This is a genomic window from Kutzneria chonburiensis, from assembly GCF_028622115.1.
Taxonomy (GTDB): domain Bacteria; phylum Actinomycetota; class Actinomycetes; order Mycobacteriales; family Pseudonocardiaceae; genus Kutzneria; species Kutzneria chonburiensis.
The window spans coordinates 6,254,102-6,270,521 of record NZ_CP097263.1; the positions used below are offsets into that span (position 1 = coordinate 6,254,102).

The following is a 16,420-nucleotide window of genomic DNA, read 5'->3' on the forward strand; positions in this document are numbered from 1 at the left end:
GGGGCTCCGGCACTGGACCCGCCGCTCAGGGGGAGGGAGCGGCGGGGGTCTCGGTGTGCCTTCAACGATACGACCGTCCGGCCGTCATGGGCCAAAACATGGAGTAAATCACTGTGACCGTGACCGAATCCGTGTCCACATCGAGGGAACGGGTGCGGACTCGCGGTCCGCGTGATGGGCTTGTCACGCAGAGTGGGCCCAAGGGAATTCCAACTGAAGGGGTGGACGTGATGCGCGGGTACAGCCGGCGTGGGTTCCTCGGGATGGCGGGCGGCGTCACAGCGGCCGGGCTGCTGGCGGCGTGCGGCTCGAACACCGGCCGCGGCAACGGCAACAGCGGCGAAACGATCGAGCAGTGGTACCACGCCTACGGCGAGGCCGGCGTGCAGCAGGCGGTCGAGCGCTACGCCAAGGCGTACGACAAGGCCACGGTCCACGTGCAGTGGAATCCCGGCGACTACGACTCGAAGATCGCCAGCGCGTTGGCGGCCAGCAACGGGCCGGATGTGTTCGAGTCCACGCTGCGGGTGGACATGGTCCGCAGCAAGCAGATCGTGTCCCTGGACGACCTGCTGGGCGACGCCCGCAGCGACTTCACGGAGTCGGTGTTGGCCAGCCACACCGTTGACGGGCAGGTCTACGGCATCCCGCAGTCGGTCGACATGCAGATGCTGTTCTACCGCAAGAGCCTGCTGCAGAAGGCCGGCGTGCAGCCGCCGCGCAGCGTCGACGAGCTGATCGACGCGGCCCACAAGCTGACCACCACCAAGGTGAAGGGCCTGTTCCTGGGCAATGACGGCGGCGTCGGCGTGCTGGGCGGCCCGCTGCTGTGGTCGGCCGGCCTGGACTACCTGACGCCGGACAACAAGGTCGGTTTCGACGACCCGCTGGCCGCCGAGTCCGTCGGCAAGCTGCGGACCCTGTTCACCAGCAACAGCTTGCTGCTCGGCGCGCCGGCCGACTGGTCCGACCCGTCGGCCTTCGTGCAGGGCCTGACGGCCATGCAGTGGACCGGGTTGTGGACCGTGCCGGCCGTGCAGAAGGCCCTGGGCGACGACTTCGGTGTGCTGCCGTGGCCGGCGCTGAACGCCGCCGGCAAGGCTTCGGTGCCCTTCGGCGCGTACGGGTCGATGGTCAGCGCCAAGAGCAAGAAGATCGACGCGGCCAAGAAGTACGTGCAGTGGCTGTGGGTGGAGCGCGGCGACTTCCAGCAGGACTTCGACCTCAGCTACGGCTTCCACATCCCGGCCCGCAAGAGCCTGGCCGCCAAGGCCGACAAGCTGAAGTCGGGGGTGGCGGCCGATGCCGTGCGCTTCGTGCAGGACCTGGGCAAGCCGTCCAACCCGCCGGCCTGGACGGCCAAGATGCAGCTGGCCCTGAGCGACTCGCTGAACAAGATCGTCCGCAGCGGGGCCAACGCCACGACCGAGCTGAAGAACACGGTCGCCGCCGTGCAGGACGAGCTGAGGCGAATCAACGGATGACCAGGCGCGCTGGCGCATTCTGGCTGTTCGTGGGCCCTTTCCTCATCGGGTTGCTGATCTTCAACTACATCCCGATCGGCTGGAGCGCCTACCTCAGCTTCTTCGACGCGCAGGGCACCGTCACCCCGGACACCTTCGTCGGCCTGCGCAACTACGCCGACATGCTGACCGGGCCGTTCGCCCAGAGCCTGCTGACGTTCAGCGTGTTCGCGCTGTTCATCGTGCCGCTGACGTTCGCGCTGGCGCTGGGCCTGGCCGTTGCGGTCAACCGGATCCGGTTCGCGCGGGCCTTCTTCCGCTCGGTGTTCTTCCTGCCGACCGCCTGCTCGTACGTGGTGGCGGCGATGGTGTGGAAGCTGTCGCTGTTCAGCGGCGTGCGGTTCGGGCTGGCCAACACCGTGCTGGACTGGTTCGGCCAGGACCCGGTGGCGTGGCTGTCCAACCCCGATCCGCCCTGGTACTGGGTGGTACTGGTGACCGCCCGCCTGTGGCTCCAGGTCGGCTTCTACATGATCCTGTTCATCGCCGGCCTCCAGCGCATCCCCGACTCGCTGTACGAGGCGGCGTACGTGGACGGGGCCAAACCGGGCTGGCAGGTGTTCCGGCACATCACCTTCCCGCAGCTGCGGCCGACCTCGATCGCCGTGCTGCTGCTCAGCCTGATCGCCGCGTACCAGGCGTTCGACGAGTTCTACAACCTGCTCGGCACCGCCCGCGGCTATCCCGACTTCGGCCGGCCGCCGCTGGTCTACCTGTACTACCTGGCCCTCGGGCAGACCCAGGACTACGGGCACGGCAGCGCCGGCGCGCTGCTGCTGGCCCTGCTGATCGCCCTGGTCACGCTGTTGCAGGGCCGGCTGCTCGGCCTCGGCCGGCGGGAGGCGTGATGGACAACCGACCGGTCGGCCTTCGTCCCGGCATCGCCGGCACCGCGCTGCGCTACGCGGCGCTGGCCGTCGCGGCGCTGCTGTTCCTGCTGCCGTTCTACCTGATCGTCCGCAATGGACTGTCCACAGAGGCCGACATCACCTCGCCGGAATGGTCGCTGTTCCCGAGTTCCCTGCACTGGGAGAACATCGGCGAGCTGTTCACCGACCCGAGCGTGCCGATGGCCCACGCCCTGTGGAACTCGCTGGTGATCGCCGTGCTCCAGACCGGAGGTCAGCTGCTGCTGGGCTCGCTGTGCGGGTACGGGCTGGCCCGTATCCCGTACCAGCATGCGAACAAGATCTTCTACCTGGTCGTGGCCACGCTGATGGTGCCGGCGGCGGTGACCTTCGTGCCCAGCTTCGTGCTGGTGTCATCCCTCGGCTGGGTGAGCTCGCTGCGAGGTCTGGTGATCCCAGGTCTGTTCGTCGGCTTCACCGCGTTCATGTTCCGGCAGTACTTCCTGTCCTTCCCACGCGAGTTGGAGGAGGCGGCCCGCATCGACGGCCTCGGTTACTGGGGCACGTACTGGCGGATCGTGGTGCCGAACTCCGGCGGCTTCTTCGCCGCGGTCGCGGTGATCCAGTTCATCGGCAGCTGGAACTCCTTCCTCTGGCCGCTGGTGATAGGCCAGGACGAGGATTCCTGGACCGTCCAGGTGGCCATGTCCACGTTCCTCACCGCACAGAACGTGAACATCCATGAGCTTTTCGTGGCCGCCGCGGTCGGCATCCTGCCGCTGGTGCTGGTTTTCGTGATCTTGCAGCGGTTCCTCGTTCGTGGCGTAGCCGAGACCGGCATCAAGGGCTGAGCATGGCACAGTAGAACCCGGCGGCGGCACCACGAAGGCCGGTGGGACAGCATGACGATTCGGGTCGACTCTCCCGAGACGGTGGCGGCCGCCTTCGACCGGATCCGCCGCGAGCGCCCGGAGCAGCCGATCCTGACCTACGTCAAGGACGACGGCAGCGACGACGTGACGCTGACCGCGGGCCTGCTCGGCGACCAGGCCGACCGGGTGGTGGCCGAGCTGCGCACCCGCGGCGTCGAGCCCGGCGACCGGGCGCTGCTGGTGCACCTGCCGTCGCCGGACTTCGCGATCACCCTGCTGGGCTGCCTGGCCGCCGGCGTGGTGCCGGTGCCGGCGGCGCCGCCCAACCCGTTCACCATGCGGCACGACCTGGAGGCGTTCGCCGCCATCGCGGCCAGCTCCGGGGCGCGTGCCGTGCTCACGCACGGCGCGTACGACCGGATCCGCACCACGGTCGGTGCGGGTCAGCTGTGGCCGGCGCTGCCGTGGTACCGAACGGACCGGGACAGACCCGAGGCCGATCGGGCCGACGACTGGCACCAGCCGTCCACACTGGACGAACCGGCGCTGCTGACCTACACCTCCGGCTCGACCGGCTCTCCGCGCGGAGTCGTTGTCTCGCACCGGAATCTGCACTGCGAACTGGCCCAGAACCTGGTCGACACCGACCTGCGCGGCCCGGAAACCCGGGCGGTGTCCTGGCTGCCGCACTTCCACGACCAGGGCCTGATCTCCATGACGCTGGGCGCGCTGGCCGGCAGCGGGCACGTGTACCTGATGTCCCCCTTGGCTTTCCTGCACCGGCCGACGGTGTGGATGGACGTGGTGTCCCGGGTCGGGGCCACGCACACCGCCGCGCCGAACTTCGCCTACGACCTGATCGTGCGCAAGACCACCGAGCACCAGCGCGCGTCCTGGGATCTGTCCGCGCTGCGGGTGGCGATGTGCGCCGCCGAGCCGATCCGGGCCTCCACTGTGGACTCATTCGTCAAGGCGTTCGCGGTGTCCGGCCTTGCGCCCCATGCCTTCTACCCCGCGTACGGGCTGGCCGAGCACGCCGGCAGCATCACCATGGGCGGCGGCAGCGTGCTCCGCGTCGACCGGGACGCCCTTGACGGCAACTGGGTCGTGCCGGTGGCCGAGGGCTCGGTTGCCCGCAGCGCCCGCTACGTCGGCTGCGGTCCGGTGACCAAACCGGACACCACCATGCTGATCGTCAACCCGGAGACCCGGCTGCCGTGCGCGCCCAACCGGGTCGGCGAGGTGTGGGTGGACGGGCCGAGCAAGGCGCTGGGCTACCACGAGCTGCCGGACGAGACCGCCGAGAAGTTCCGCGCCCGGCTGGCCGACGATCTCGGGGCCGGCGAGTTCCTGCGCACCGGCGACCTCGGCTTCGTGCACGACGGCGAGCTGTTCGTGACCGGGCGGCTCAAGGACCTGATCATCGTGCACGGTCTGAACCACTACCCGCAGGACATCGAGGACAGCGTGCGCGGCTGCCACGCCTCGGTACGGGCCGGCGGTGTCGCCGCGTTCGCCGTGACGACCGGCGAGGACGAGCCCACCGGCGAGCGGCTGGTGCTGTTCGTCGAGCTGCGGCAGCGGCGGCCGAGCGAGGCCGTGATCGACGAGGTGGTGCGGGCCGTGCGGCGGGCCGTGTACGGCGATCACCGGCTGGCCTGCCACACCGTGGTGCTCGGGCGGGGCGGGCTGGTCCGCAAGACCACCAGCGGCAAGGTTCGGCGGCAGGCCTGCCGGGAAGCCTTCGAATCGGGGCTCGTGCACGGCGAGCCGACCACCGTGACCGTCTCCACCCTGCACTAGGGTCGCTCGGTCGGGTGATTTTGGGAGGCGGGCAGATGGAGCGGCCTACGTGGGCCCCTGGTGAGGTCGACCTGGAGCGGCCGAGCGCGGCCCGGGTGTACGACTACTACCTCGGCGGATACCACAATCTCGCCGTCGACCGGGAGTTCGCCGAGCAGGCCATGCTCGCCATGCCTGAGCTGCCGCTGATCATGCGCACCAACCGGGCCTTCCTGCGGCGCTCGGTGCGCCACCTGGTGTCCCAGGGCATCCGGCAGTTCCTCGACCTCGGCTCCGGCATTCCGACCGTCGGCAACGTGCACGAGATCGCGCAGGGGGCCGCCCCCGAGTCACGGGTCGTCTACGTGGACAAGGACCCGGTCGCCGTGGCGCACAGCCAGGTCATGCTGGAGGGCAACGCCAACGCCGGCGTGCTGCTGGCCGACATGCGTGACGTCGAGTCGGTGCTCGCCTCCGACGCCGTCACCCAGCTGATCAATCCCGCTGAGCCCGTCGGCGTGCTGATGTTCGCGGTGCTGCACTTCGTCGACAGTGACCGGCTGGCCCGGGAGACCGTGCAGGCGTATCTGGCCGCGGTGCCGTCCGGCAGCTACCTGGTCGTCTCCCACGGCACGCACGAGAAGGTCGGCGAGCGGGGCAAGGAGGTGGAGCGGCTCTACACCAAGACCGACAACCCGTTCTTCCCGCGCAACCAGGCGCAGGTCCGCTCCCTGGCCGAGGGCCTTGAGCTGGTCGAACCGGGCGTCGTCTACCTGCCGTCGTGGCATCCGGACTCGCCGGAAGAGGTGGAGGACCACCCCGAGAAGTCGAGCACGTACGCAATGGTCGCGCTCAAGCCGTAACCCACCCCAGTTTTGTCACATGCGGTCCGGATGTGCCTCTGGGAGGCAAGTATGACGCGCATGTGACATTCGGGATGTGCCTGGGAGCGTGTTTCGGTGTGTCGGAGAGCGGGACTCGCGGGGGTCAGGCGGTGCGGCGCAGGTGCATCGGGCGGTGCTCGGCCATCAGGCGCTCCATCTTGTCCAGGGCGCGGCTCGCGGTGGACTTCACGGCGCCCTGCGAGATGCTGGTGGCGCGGGCGATCTCGGCCTCGGTCATGCCGCCGTAGTAGCGGAGCACCAGCACCTCACGCTGCCGCGGCGCGAGCTGGGCCAACGCGTCCATCACGGCCTGCTGGTCGGTGGTCAGCATGGCCAGCGACTCGGCCGAACGGGCCGGCACCTCGTGCGGCGGCACGTAGTCACGGGCGCGCTTGCGGCGGCGGAGCATCGACCGGCTGCCGTTCACGACCGCGGCCGACAGGTAGGCGGCGGCCGACGACTCGTCGCGCAGGCCGCCCCAGTTGCGGTGCAGTGCCGCGAAGGCGTCCTGGACCACGTCCTCGGCGCTGGCCATGTCGTCGACCAGCTTGCGGGCCAGGCCGAGCAGGCGGACGCGGTGCTGGCGGTACAGGTCTTCCAGCGTCAGCGGCTGTCGGATGGTGGGCACGGACCTGAGCTGCGTTTGCTGCATGGCCGAAACGATCGCCGAGCAATTTCCGCATCCCATGGTGACTGTGTCACAGACGTGTCACAGAGGCTGCGGACAAGATCACATGGCCACGATGGAACCTCGACCGAAGATGCTTGTCTGCGCTGGTGAGCGGCCCTCAGCCGCCCGGAGTCGGCCGCATCGGCGGCTGCCTGCCCGTGCCACGGAACTCCGGCCAGTACTCGAAATGCCACCACTCGTTGGCATATGTGCGGTACAGCCCGTACCGGTCGCCGTTGCGCTCCAGCCAGCGGGCTCCCTCGGTCGGCCGCACGTCCAGCGCCCGGCCCCGCACATGCGAGGACTCCTCGGGTGGCAGCACCCACTGCCGTGCCGCACGCTCGGACCCGTAGCTGCGCACCGCTTCCTCGAACAGTTCGCGCTGCTCGGCGTACATACGGTGACCGGAGGTGAGGCCGATGAGCTCGGCGTCGTGCCACAGCGCGTCACAGCGTGCGGCGATGAACGCCGCCCTGGTACCGGGCGTAAGTCCGGTCAGGTCCTCCGATGGATACCGCACTCGAAAGGCCCATTCGCATGCCCGTTCGCGCACTCTTCCGCCGACCGTGACCAGCACCGCCAGCGGTAACAGCACCGTCGCCACCACCACCGTAAGGTGGCGGTAGGCGTGGTCCCGGCGGCGCACGGGCATCTGCCCGACCAGCTGCTCACCCCCACGTCGGCGGCGCACGAACGTCACTCCCCGGTTCTCGGCACGTCATGGTTTCGCTACAAGAGCCCGCGCTCGGGGCTTACGACCAGCGTCGCCGCGACCATAACCGAATAATCTTCGACCGTGTCCAGGGTTCTGTTGATAGAGGACGACCGTGCAGTGCGCGAGGGCTTGCAGCTGGCCCTGCGGCGGCAGGGCCATACGATCCATGCCGCCGAGTCCGGTGAGGAAGGTCTCACCCGGCTGCGCGCGGAGGCGCCGGACATCGTCGTGCTCGATCTGATGCTGCCGGGCATCGACGGGTTCGAGGTGTGCCGCCGGATCCGCTCCATCGGCGACATCCCGATCATCATGCTGACGGCGCGCAGCGACGACTTCGACATCGTCGGCGGCCTCGAGGCCGGCGCGGACGACTACGTGGTCAAGCCGGTGCAGCCGCGGGTGCTGGACGCCCGTATCCGCGCGGTGCTGCGCCGCACCGGTTTCGAGCGCTCCGAGCAGGAGGCGCACGGAAAACTGGTCATCGACCGGGCGGCGCTCGTGGTCAGCAAGGACGGCGTGCAGATCAGCCTCACGCCGACCGAGCTGCGGCTGCTGCTGGAGCTGTCCGGCACGCCGGGCCGCGTGCTCAGCCGCCAGCAGCTGCTGGAGGCGGTCTGGGAGCACGACTACCTCGGCGACTCCCGCCTGGTCGACGCGTGCGTGCAGCGGCTGCGGTCCAAGATCGAGGACAACGCCGCCGAGCCGCTCTACGTGCAGACCGTGCGCGGCTTCGGCTACCGGTTCGGCCCGGTATGAGCCGGCTGCGGCGGTTCCTCGGGGTGGCGTGGGGCCTGCGCCCGCGCCTGGTCGTCGCGTTCGTGCTGATCGCCGCGATCAGTGCGGCGGCGGCATCGGGCGCGATCTACGTGGCAGCGCGGCGCACCATCGAGACCGACGCCACCAACTCCGTGGTGCTGCCGCTGATCGACCGGGTGAAGAGCTACGCGCACCAGAAGCTGCCGCCGAACCAGGACACCCTCAACAACATCGCCTCCTACGCCGGTGCCACGTCCATCGCCCTCTACCAGGACATGAAGTCCAAGGGCAGCCTGTTCGACCTGGCCACGATCACGCCCGAGATGCACGAAGCCATGCGCACCAGCGGCAACGTCGTCTGGCAGCGCATCAACTACAAGGGCACGCCGGCGATGGTCATCGGCATCCCGATCCTGGCGTACCAGACCGACGAGACCTGGAAGCCCTCCGGGCTCGAGGTCTACACCATCACCTACATGGGGGAACAGGAGACGGCGGTACAGGAGCTGGCCCAGAACGCCTGGCAGTTCGGCTCGCTGGCCGCGCTGTTCGCGGTGATCGTCGCGTTGGTCGCGGCCCGCGGCGTGCTCAGGCCGGTGCGCCAGCTCGGGCTGACCGCCCGTCAGCTCGGCGAGGGCGACCTGTCGGCCCGGCTGACCGTGCGCGGCAACGACGAGATGGCCGAACTGGCTCGCACGTTCAACAACACCGCCGCCGCGCTGGAGCAGCACGTCGGCCAGCTGCGGCGGATGGAGGCCGACGCGCGGCGGTTCGTCGCCGACGTGTCGCACGAGCTGCGCACCCCGCTGGCCGCGATGACCGCCGTCACCGACGTGCTCGACGAGGAGGCCCCGCAGCTCGGTGACGACGCCGGGCAGGCGGCCCGGCTGGTCAGCCAGGAGACCCGCAAGCTGACCCGGCTGGTCGAGGACCTGATGGAGGTCTCCCGGTTCGACGCCGGCGCGGCCAAGCTGGCGTTGGACGACGTCGACGTGGCCAACGCGATCGGCGCCACGCTGCGGGTGCGGGGCTGGCTGGGCCGCGTCGAGGCCGAGCTGCCCGGCGGCATCATCGCCCGGCTCGACCCACGGCGACTGGACGTGATCGTGGCCAACCTGGTCGGCAACGCGCTCAAGCACGGCGCGCCGCCGGTGCGGCTGCGGCTGTGGGCCGACCACAACTGGGTCGAGCTGTGGGTCATGGACAACGGCCCTGGTCTGGCCCCCGAGGTGCTGCCGCACGTGTTCGACCGGTTCTACAAGGCCGACTTCGCCCGGGCCCGGTCCGAGGGCAGCGGCCTCGGCCTGGCCATCGCCTGGGAGAACGCGCGACTGCACAGCACCGGCCACCTCCATGGCAGCCTGGAGGCAGCCAATCGTCCGGAAGGAGGCGCGGTGTTCACCCTCCGTCTGCCCCGAGTGATGGATGAGGGACCGGCGTGACCCGCAGGAACGGCCTGCTCAGCACGGTCTCACTGATACTGACGGGTGCGATCGTCGGTCTGGTCGTGGTCGGCTGCGGCATCCGGCCGACCGCGGTGATCTACGGCCAGAGCGCGCCGAGGGGCGCGGTGACGAGCATGATCCTGTACCTGCTCGACCACGGAAAACTGCACGCCGTGGCCCGGCCGCTGCCGGCACCGGTGACGATCGACGGACCCTCCGGGAAGATCATGCCCTTCGTCCCCGCCGAATCCCAGGCGCTCGACGCGCTGCTGAAGGGGCCGAGCGCCACCGAGGTCGCGGGTGGCCTGACCAGCGACATTCCGTCCGGCGCGTTCGGCAGCGTGGAACGCGGCTTCGACGGGCTCACCATCCCGGTGTTCATCAAGACGGACCGGGGCGTGTCGTTGAGCCAGCACGCCGTCGACCAGATCGCCTGCACGGTCATCACCGCGCAGCTCACCGACGGCGCCCTCGAGACGACCAACCTGAAGGTCATGGTGTACGACAGCGGCGACCAGCAGCGGACGCCCCAGAACTGCCCGGTGAGCACCCCGTAGCCTGGGGGCCGTGCCGAAAATCACCGGCAGGTCGTTGGGCGAGCACCGGGAGCGGACCCGGGAACGGATCTTCGCGGCCCTGTCGACACTGATGTACCAGCGCGGCTTCGACGCGATCTCGCTCGCCGACATCGCGGCCGCGGCCGGTGTCGGGCGCACGGCGATGTACAACTACTTCGCCGACAAGGAATCGCTGCTGCTGGCGTACGCCGAACACGTCACCGAGCAGTACATGGCCGAGCTGATCGCGGCGCTGGCCGAGGTCCGCGATCCCGTCGACGGCCTGGCCACCTATGTGCGCAGCCAGCTGCGGCACGTGGCCCGCAACCACCTGCCGCCCGGCACCGCGCTGCGGTCGCTGATGTCCGAGCAGACCTACCGGCACATGGTCGAGCACGTCAGCGCGTTGGAACTGGTCCTGCGCGGCATCCTGGCCGCCGGCATCCGCGAGGGGCTGCTGCCCGCGGACGACGTCGACACCCTGGTCGGGCTGGTCACCGCGTGCATCAGCGGCCGGACCGTCGCCGAGCTGTCCGGGGCCGAGCTGGACCACGCCGTCGAGTCCACCGTGCGCTTCGTGCTACGCGGAGTGGGCGCTTTTTATGACGACCTGTCGTCACAATCTTGACGACGCCGCGTCGGTAACACCACACTCGGAGCGTGACCTTCTCCGCGACGCTCCGGACCGAGACCATGGCCGACCACCAGGTGGCCAACGGCGCCGAATTCGTGCGCGTGTTGTTCGACCAGCGGCTCAGCCTCGCCGGCTTCGCCGCGCTCGTGGCCCAGCACTACTTCATCTACCGGGTGTTGGAAGAGGCCTCCGACGCCATGGCCGACGACCCCGTCGCGGGTCCGTTCGCCAGTCCCGAGCTGCGTCGGGTCCCCGCACTCGAGCAGGACCTGGCCCACCTCTACGGGCCCGAGTGGGCGTCGATCATCGAGCCCGGCCCCGCCACCACCGCCTACACCGACCGACTGCGCGAGGTCGCTTTCACCTGGCCCGGCGGCTTCGTCGCCCACCACTACACCCGCTACCTCGGCGACATCTCCGGCGGCCAGGCCGTCGGCGCCATCACCGAGCGCCAGCACGGTCTTGAGGACCACGCCGGCACCCGGTTCTACGTCTTCGACCGCATCCCCGACCGCAAGGCCTTCAAGGCCCGCTACCACGAGCTGCTCAACACCGCGCCGTGGGACGAGGCCGAGCGGGCCCGGATCATCGAGGAGTCCCGCATCGCCTACCGCCACAACTCGGCCGTCTTCACCGACCTGGAGCGGCACCTGCCGCAGTACCTGATCGCGTCCTGACGCTTGGAAGGGGCCTTCCTGCACTCGGAGTGCAGGAAGGCCCCTTCCTAACGTTCAGGTAATGGGCCGTGTTACCTCAGGCGGCTTTTGGGTGGGGGCGGTAGCTGTCCACGTATTCCTGGCCGGTCAGCTCCAGGATGGCGTACATGATCTCGTCGGTGACGGCGCGGTGGATCATGGTGGACTCGGCCATGCCCTCGTAGCGGGAGAAGTCGAGCGGCTTGCCGAAGCGGACGGTCATCGGGCGGATGCGCGGCATGCCCTTGCCATTCTTCTGCACCTTGTCGGTGCCGATGAGGCCGACGGGGACCACGGGGGCGCCGGTGGCCAGGGCGATGCGGGCGACGCCGGCGTGACCACGGTAGAGGCGGCCGTCGAGGGAGCGGGTGCCCTCGGGGTAGATGGCGAAGGCGCCGCCGTTGTTGAGCACCTCCTCGGCGGTGTCGAGGGCGGCCCGAGCGGCGCGGCCGCTGCCGCGCTGCACGGGGATGTGGCCGAGGCCGCCGAAGAAGCCGCGCATCAGCGCGCCCTTCACGCCCTTGCCCTCGAAGTACTCGGCCTTGGCGAGGAAGTTCACCCGACGGGGTACCACCATCGGGATGACGATGCTGTCCACGAAGGCCAGGTGGTTGCTCGCAAGCATCACCGGACCGGTGGTCGGGATGTTCTCCAGACCCTCGACCGTCGGCCGGTACACGGCCTGACCCAGCCGACCCGCAACCCGTTTCATGAACCAGTACAGCAAAACACGACCTCCGCGCCGCCCACGATGCCGCATGGATTTTGTCATGTTCAACGCTTGTGCAGGCACGACAGTGCCAGTGCTGTCCGTCACGGGGTACCCCAGTACCGGTTTCGGAACCCTCCGCGGGCCCAGACTTCGCGAACCGGCAACCGATCAGGCCTGTCCGGCGTAACCTTCGGCAACTACCACTTGGCGAAGGGTGGTCGGCACCATGGGCCACTGGGGCAGCTGGGATCCGGGGCACGAGCGGCTGCTGTGGTTCTTCCTCGGCCTGGTCACCGCGTTCGTGCTGATCAGGATCAGCGTGCGGATGATCAGGGCGAAGGTGCGCTGGTGGCCGGGGAACCTGACATCCGGTGGCACGCACATCCACCACGTGGTGTTCGGCGTGGTGGCGATGGTGATCGGCGGCGTGATCGGCCTGGCCGCCCCGGACGACGCCGTCGACTGGCGGCTGTGCTCGGCGGGCCTTTTCGGCGTGGGCACGGCCCTCGTGCTCGACGAGTTCGCGCTCATCCTGCACCTGCGTGACGTGTACTGGACGCAGGCCGGCCGGCTGTCGGTGGACGCCGTGTTCCTGGCCGTCGGGCTGACCGGGTTGTTACTGCTCGGGGCCAAGCCGCTGGACTACGGCCTGCTGCCCGACTTCAACCTGCCGCCGCACCTGGCCAGCGGACTGATCGCGCTGATCGATCTCGGGTTCGCGGTGGTCGCCCTGCTCAAGGGCAAGATCTGGACCGGCCTGCTCGGCCTGCTGCTGCCGCCGCTGGCCGAGATCGGCGCGCTGCGGCTGGCCCGCCCGAACTCGCCGTGGGCCCGGTGGCGCTACCGGGCCGGGTCGCGCAAGCTCAGCGTGGCCATCCGGCGGGAGGCCCGCTACCGGCAGCCGCTGATCCTGCTCAAGATCCGCTTCCAGGAGTTCATCTCGGGCCGGCACGACCTGCCCGAGGAGCCGCTGGAGAACGTCGCCGAGCAGCGGGAAGAGGCTGAAAAGGCCGGCGCCCCCGCACGGGGGTGAGCGGGTGGCCCAAAAGATCGAGAAAGGCCGGCGCCCCCGCACGGGGGTGAGCGGGGGCGCCGGGGTAACCCGCCATGTCGAGGGGGAGGAACACGGCGGGAGCTTGCTGGCCTCACTGTAGTACCCGGGTTCGGCCGGCCGTAACCCTTGAACTGTTGCCAATTGTAGTCGACCGACTACCGGTGTGATCTACAGGCCCAGGTCACGGGCGATCAGCATGCGCTGGACCTCGCTGGTGCCCTCGCCGATCTCCAGGATCTTGGCGTCCCGGTAGAAGCGGCCGACCGCGTACTCGTTCATGAAGCCGTAGCCGCCGAAGATCTGGGTGGCGTCGCGCGAGTTGTCCATGGCCGCGTTGGAGGAGACCAGCTTGGCGATGGACGCCTCCCGCTTGAACGGCTCGCCGCGCAGCATCTTGTCGGCGGCGTGGTGGTAGGCCAGCCGGGCGGTGTGGGCCCGTGCCTCCATGTCGGCGATCTTGAACTGGATGGCCTGGTACGTGCCGATCTTGTGGCCGAACGCCTCGCGCTCCTTGACGTAGCGCAGGCACTCGTCGACGCAGCCCTGGGCCAGTCCGACGCCGATGGCGGCGATGGCGATCCGGCCCTCGTCGAGGATGCGCAGGAACTGGGCGTAGCCGCGGCCACGCTCGCCGAGCAGGTTGGCCGCCGGCACGCGCACGTCGCTGAACGACAGCTCGCGGGTGTCGGAGGCGTTCCAGCCGACCTTGGAGTACTTCTTCGACACGGTGAAGCCGGGTGTGCCGGACGGCACGATGATCGTGGAGATCTCCTTGCCGCCGTCGGCCTTCTGCCCGGTGACGGCGGTCACCGTGACCGCGCGGGTGATGTCGGTGCCGGAGTTGGTGATGAAGCACTTCGACCCGTTGATCACCCAGGTGTCGCCGTCGAGCTTGGCGGTGGTGCGGGTGGCGCCGGCGTCGGAACCGCCGCCGGCCTCGGTCAGGCCGAAGCCGGCCAGCGCCTCGCCCGAGGTGAGCAGGGGCAGCCACTGCGCCTTCTGCTCGTCGGTGCCGAAGCGGTGGATCGGCATGGCGCCGAGGGACACGCCGGCCTCCAGCGTGACCGCGACCGACGAGTCGACCCGGGCCAGCTCCTCGAGGGCGAGGCAGAGCGCGAAGTAGTCGCCGCCCATGCCGCCGTGCTCCTCGGGGAACGGCAGGCCGAACAGGCCCATGCGGCCCATCTTGGCCACGATCTCGTACGGGAACTCCTCGCGCTCGTAGAAGCCGCCGATGACCGGCGCGACCTCCTCGCGGGCGAACTCCTCGACGGTCTTGCGCAGCGCCTCGTGCTCGGGGCTGATTCTGGTGTCCATCTCGTCACTCCTGTAGGGGTGCAACCACCGCGAGCTGCTGACCGAGCCGAACCTGTTGGCCCGCGTGCACCGCCAGCTCCGCGACCGCGCCATCGATGGGCGCGACGACCGTGTGTTCCATCTTCATGGCCTCGACCACCAGCAGCGGCTGGCCGGCGCTGACCTGCTCGCCGGCGGCCACCCGCAACAGCAGCACCGTGCCGGGCATCGGACTGGTGACCGTGCCGCCGGCCGCGCCGGCCCCGCCCTTGCGGGACAGCTGCTCCGGCTCCTGGAGCGGCCAGTTGCCGATCCAGGTGAGCTCGCCGTCGGTGGCGTGCCGGTAGGACCGGGTCACGCCCTGACTGCGGACGTACAGGCGGTCGCCGTCGCGCCAGGCGCCGGCCTTGACCGGCTCGCCTTCCCCGACAACGACTTCCGCGTCGGCCGCCCGGCCGCGCAGCCGGACCTTGGCCGGCTCGTCGCCCGGCGCGCCGATCAGCCACGTGGTCCAGGCCGGCTGGCCGATCCGCCAGCCGCCGGGAATGTCCCACGGGTCGACGATGTCCGCCCGCGGCTCCAGCTCCAGCGCCCGTTCCAGGGCCGCCGCGAAGAGCACGTCCTCGGGCATGGGGTTGGCCACCAGGGCGTCGAGCTTGCGTTCCACCAGCCCGGTGTCGAGCCGGCCGGCGATCACGTCCTCGTCGCCCAGCAGGGCCCGCAGGAACGGGATGTTCGTTGTCACGCCTTGGATCGTGACGTCGCCCAGCGCCGACCGGAGCTTGCGCAGGGCTTCGTCGCGTGTGGACGCATAGGCAATGTGCTTGGCCAGCATGGGGTCGTAGTCGCTGCCGACGACCGAGCCTTCGGAAACCCCGGAATCGACACGGATCCGGTCGGCGGGCTCGTCCAGGGTCAGCAGCGTGCCGCCGGTGGGCAGGAAGCCGTGGGCCGGGTCCTCGGCGTAGATGCGGGCCTCGACGGCGTGGCCGGTGAGCCGGATGTCGTCCTGGGTAAGGGAAAGCTTCTCCCCCGCGGCCACCCGCAGCTGCTGCTCGACCAGGTCGACGCCGGTCACGAGCTCGGTCACCGGGTGCTCGACCTGGAGCCGGGTGTTCATCTCCATGAAGAAGAACTCGTCGGGCCGGTCGGCCGAGACGATGAACTCCACGGTGCCGGCGCCGGTGTAGCCGACCGAGGCAGCGGCGTCGGCGGCCGACTTTCCCATGCGGGCACGGGTTTCTTCGTCGAGCAGCGGCGACGGGGCCTCTTCGATGATCTTCTGGTGCCGGCGCTGGAGACTGCACTCGCGCTCGCCCAGGTGCAGCACCGTGCCGTGGGCGTCGGCCAGCACCTGGATCTCGATGTGCCTGGGGTTCAGCACAAAGCGCTCGGCGAGCAGCGTGTCGTCGCCGAAGGAGTTGCGGGCCTCGCGCTTGGCCGACTCGATCGCCGCCGGCAGCTCGTCGACCGAGTGCACCAGCCGCATGCCCTTGCCGCCACCGCCGGCCGACGGCTTGAGCAGCACCGGAAAGCCGATCTCGGCGACCGCGTGCTCGATGTCGTCGCCGAAGGCGCCCGGCACCACCGGCACACCGGCCGCGGTCACGGTCTGCTTGGCCCGGATCTTGTCGCCCATGGCGTCGATCGCGGCCGGCGGCGGGCCGACGAACACCAGCCCGGCTTCGGCGCAGGCCCGGGCAAAGGCCGCATTCTCGGCCAGGAAGCCATATCCCGGGTGCACGGCCTGCGCCCCGGTCTTCAGCGCGGCGTCGATGATGCGCTCGATCGACAGGTAGCTCTCCCGCGCGGCGGCCGGCCCGATGCGCACGGCCACGTCGGCCTCGCGCACGTGCCTCGCCCCGGCGTCCGCGTCGCTGTGCACGGCCACGCTGCGAATCCCCATGCGCCGCAACGTCTGTATGACGCGGACGGCGATCTCGCCGCGGTTGGCGATCAACACGGTGTCGAACATGA

At 69.6% G+C, this 16,420-nt stretch carries 16 protein-coding genes; 11 read left to right on the plus strand and 5 right to left on the minus strand.

Going from position 1 to position 16,420, the window contains the following annotated elements; translation table 11 throughout:
• The first annotated feature begins 230 nt into the window (after positions 1-230).
• From M3Q35_RS28355 to M3Q35_RS28375, 5 genes are read left to right on the plus strand one after another with little or no spacing between them, the layout of a single operon-like run.
• Positions 231-1,484: an ABC transporter substrate-binding protein gene (locus M3Q35_RS28355; RefSeq protein ID WP_273935587.1), complete on the plus strand. Its 1,254-nt coding sequence runs from the start codon at positions 231-233 to the stop codon at positions 1,482-1,484.
• A complete protein-coding gene (locus M3Q35_RS28360; RefSeq protein ID WP_273935588.1) occupies positions 1,481-2,371 on the plus strand; it encodes a carbohydrate ABC transporter permease in 891 nt (296 codons plus the stop codon). Before M3Q35_RS28355 ends, M3Q35_RS28360 begins: the two co-directional genes overlap by 4 nt.
• Positions 2,371-3,222 carry a carbohydrate ABC transporter permease gene (locus M3Q35_RS28365; protein ID WP_273935589.1) on the plus strand — a complete coding sequence of 284 codons (852 nt, stop codon included), beginning with the start codon at positions 2,371-2,373 and terminating at the stop codon, positions 3,220-3,222. Before M3Q35_RS28360 ends, M3Q35_RS28365 begins: the two co-directional genes overlap by 1 nt.
• Positions 3,223-3,273: 51 nt before the next feature.
• Positions 3,274-5,046: a fatty acyl-AMP ligase gene (locus M3Q35_RS28370; RefSeq protein WP_273935590.1), complete on the plus strand. Its 1,773-nt coding sequence runs from the start codon at positions 3,274-3,276 to the stop codon at positions 5,044-5,046.
• Positions 5,047-5,081: 35 nt separating this feature from the next.
• Positions 5,082-5,888, plus strand: a complete 807-nt coding sequence (locus M3Q35_RS28375; protein WP_273935591.1) for an SAM-dependent methyltransferase — start codon at positions 5,082-5,084, stop codon at positions 5,886-5,888.
• 124 nt (positions 5,889-6,012) lie between these two features.
• Here M3Q35_RS28375 and M3Q35_RS28380 read toward each other — a convergent pair whose 3' ends face one another.
• Complete coding sequence (locus M3Q35_RS28380; protein WP_273935592.1) at positions 6,013-6,561, minus strand: SigE family RNA polymerase sigma factor; 549 nt, start codon at positions 6,559-6,561, stop codon at positions 6,013-6,015.
• Between the two features lie 136 nt (positions 6,562-6,697).
• Positions 6,698-7,270 (minus strand): M15 family metallopeptidase, encoded by a 573-nt coding sequence (locus tag M3Q35_RS28385; protein ID WP_273935593.1) that lies wholly within the window; start codon positions 7,268-7,270, stop codon positions 6,698-6,700.
• Between the two features lie 105 nt (positions 7,271-7,375).
• Here M3Q35_RS28385 and M3Q35_RS28390 point away from each other — a divergent pair, with 105 nt between their 5' ends.
• The 5 genes from M3Q35_RS28390 to M3Q35_RS28410 are packed head-to-tail and all read left to right on the plus strand — an operon-like array spanning position 7,376 to position 11,363.
• Entirely contained in the window at positions 7,376-8,050 is a 675-nt protein-coding gene (locus tag M3Q35_RS28390) for a response regulator transcription factor (RefSeq protein ID WP_273935594.1), read from the plus strand.
• Positions 8,047-9,492, plus strand: a complete 1,446-nt coding sequence (locus tag M3Q35_RS28395) for a sensor histidine kinase (RefSeq protein WP_273935595.1) — start codon at positions 8,047-8,049, stop codon at positions 9,490-9,492. The genes M3Q35_RS28390 and M3Q35_RS28395 overlap by 4 nt, the downstream gene beginning before the upstream one ends.
• Positions 9,489-10,052, plus strand: coding sequence for a hypothetical protein (locus M3Q35_RS28400; protein WP_273935596.1), 564 nt, complete (start codon positions 9,489-9,491; stop codon positions 10,050-10,052). The genes M3Q35_RS28395 and M3Q35_RS28400 overlap by 4 nt, the downstream gene beginning before the upstream one ends.
• Positions 10,053-10,062: 10 nt before the next feature.
• The gene (locus M3Q35_RS28405; RefSeq protein WP_273935597.1) at positions 10,063-10,680 is read left to right on the plus strand and encodes a TetR/AcrR family transcriptional regulator; all 618 of its coding nucleotides are present in this window, start codon (positions 10,063-10,065) and stop codon (positions 10,678-10,680) included.
• Between the two features lie 32 nt (positions 10,681-10,712).
• A complete protein-coding gene (locus tag M3Q35_RS28410; RefSeq protein ID WP_273935598.1) occupies positions 10,713-11,363 on the plus strand; it encodes a biliverdin-producing heme oxygenase in 651 nt (216 codons plus the stop codon).
• A 76-nt stretch (positions 11,364-11,439) separates the two neighbouring features.
• Here M3Q35_RS28410 and M3Q35_RS28415 read toward each other — a convergent pair whose 3' ends face one another.
• On the minus strand, positions 11,440-12,108 hold the full coding sequence (locus tag M3Q35_RS28415; protein ID WP_273935599.1) for a lysophospholipid acyltransferase family protein: 669 nt from the start codon (positions 12,106-12,108) through the stop codon (positions 11,440-11,442).
• 211 nt (positions 12,109-12,319) lie between these two features.
• On the opposite strand from M3Q35_RS28415, the gene M3Q35_RS28420 reads away from it, so the two are divergent.
• Complete coding sequence (locus M3Q35_RS28420; protein WP_273935600.1) at positions 12,320-13,126, plus strand: hypothetical protein; 807 nt, start codon at positions 12,320-12,322, stop codon at positions 13,124-13,126.
• Positions 13,127-13,315: 189 nt separating this feature from the next.
• Here M3Q35_RS28420 and M3Q35_RS28425 read toward each other — a convergent pair whose 3' ends face one another.
• Positions 13,316-14,464: an acyl-CoA dehydrogenase family protein gene (locus M3Q35_RS28425; protein ID WP_273935601.1), complete on the minus strand. Its 1,149-nt coding sequence runs from the start codon at positions 14,462-14,464 to the stop codon at positions 13,316-13,318.
• Positions 14,465-14,468: 4 nt separating this feature from the next.
• Complete coding sequence (locus M3Q35_RS28430) at positions 14,469-16,418, minus strand: acetyl-CoA carboxylase biotin carboxylase subunit (protein ID WP_273935602.1); 1,950 nt, start codon at positions 16,416-16,418, stop codon at positions 14,469-14,471.
• Between the last annotated feature and the right edge of the window lie 2 nt (positions 16,419-16,420).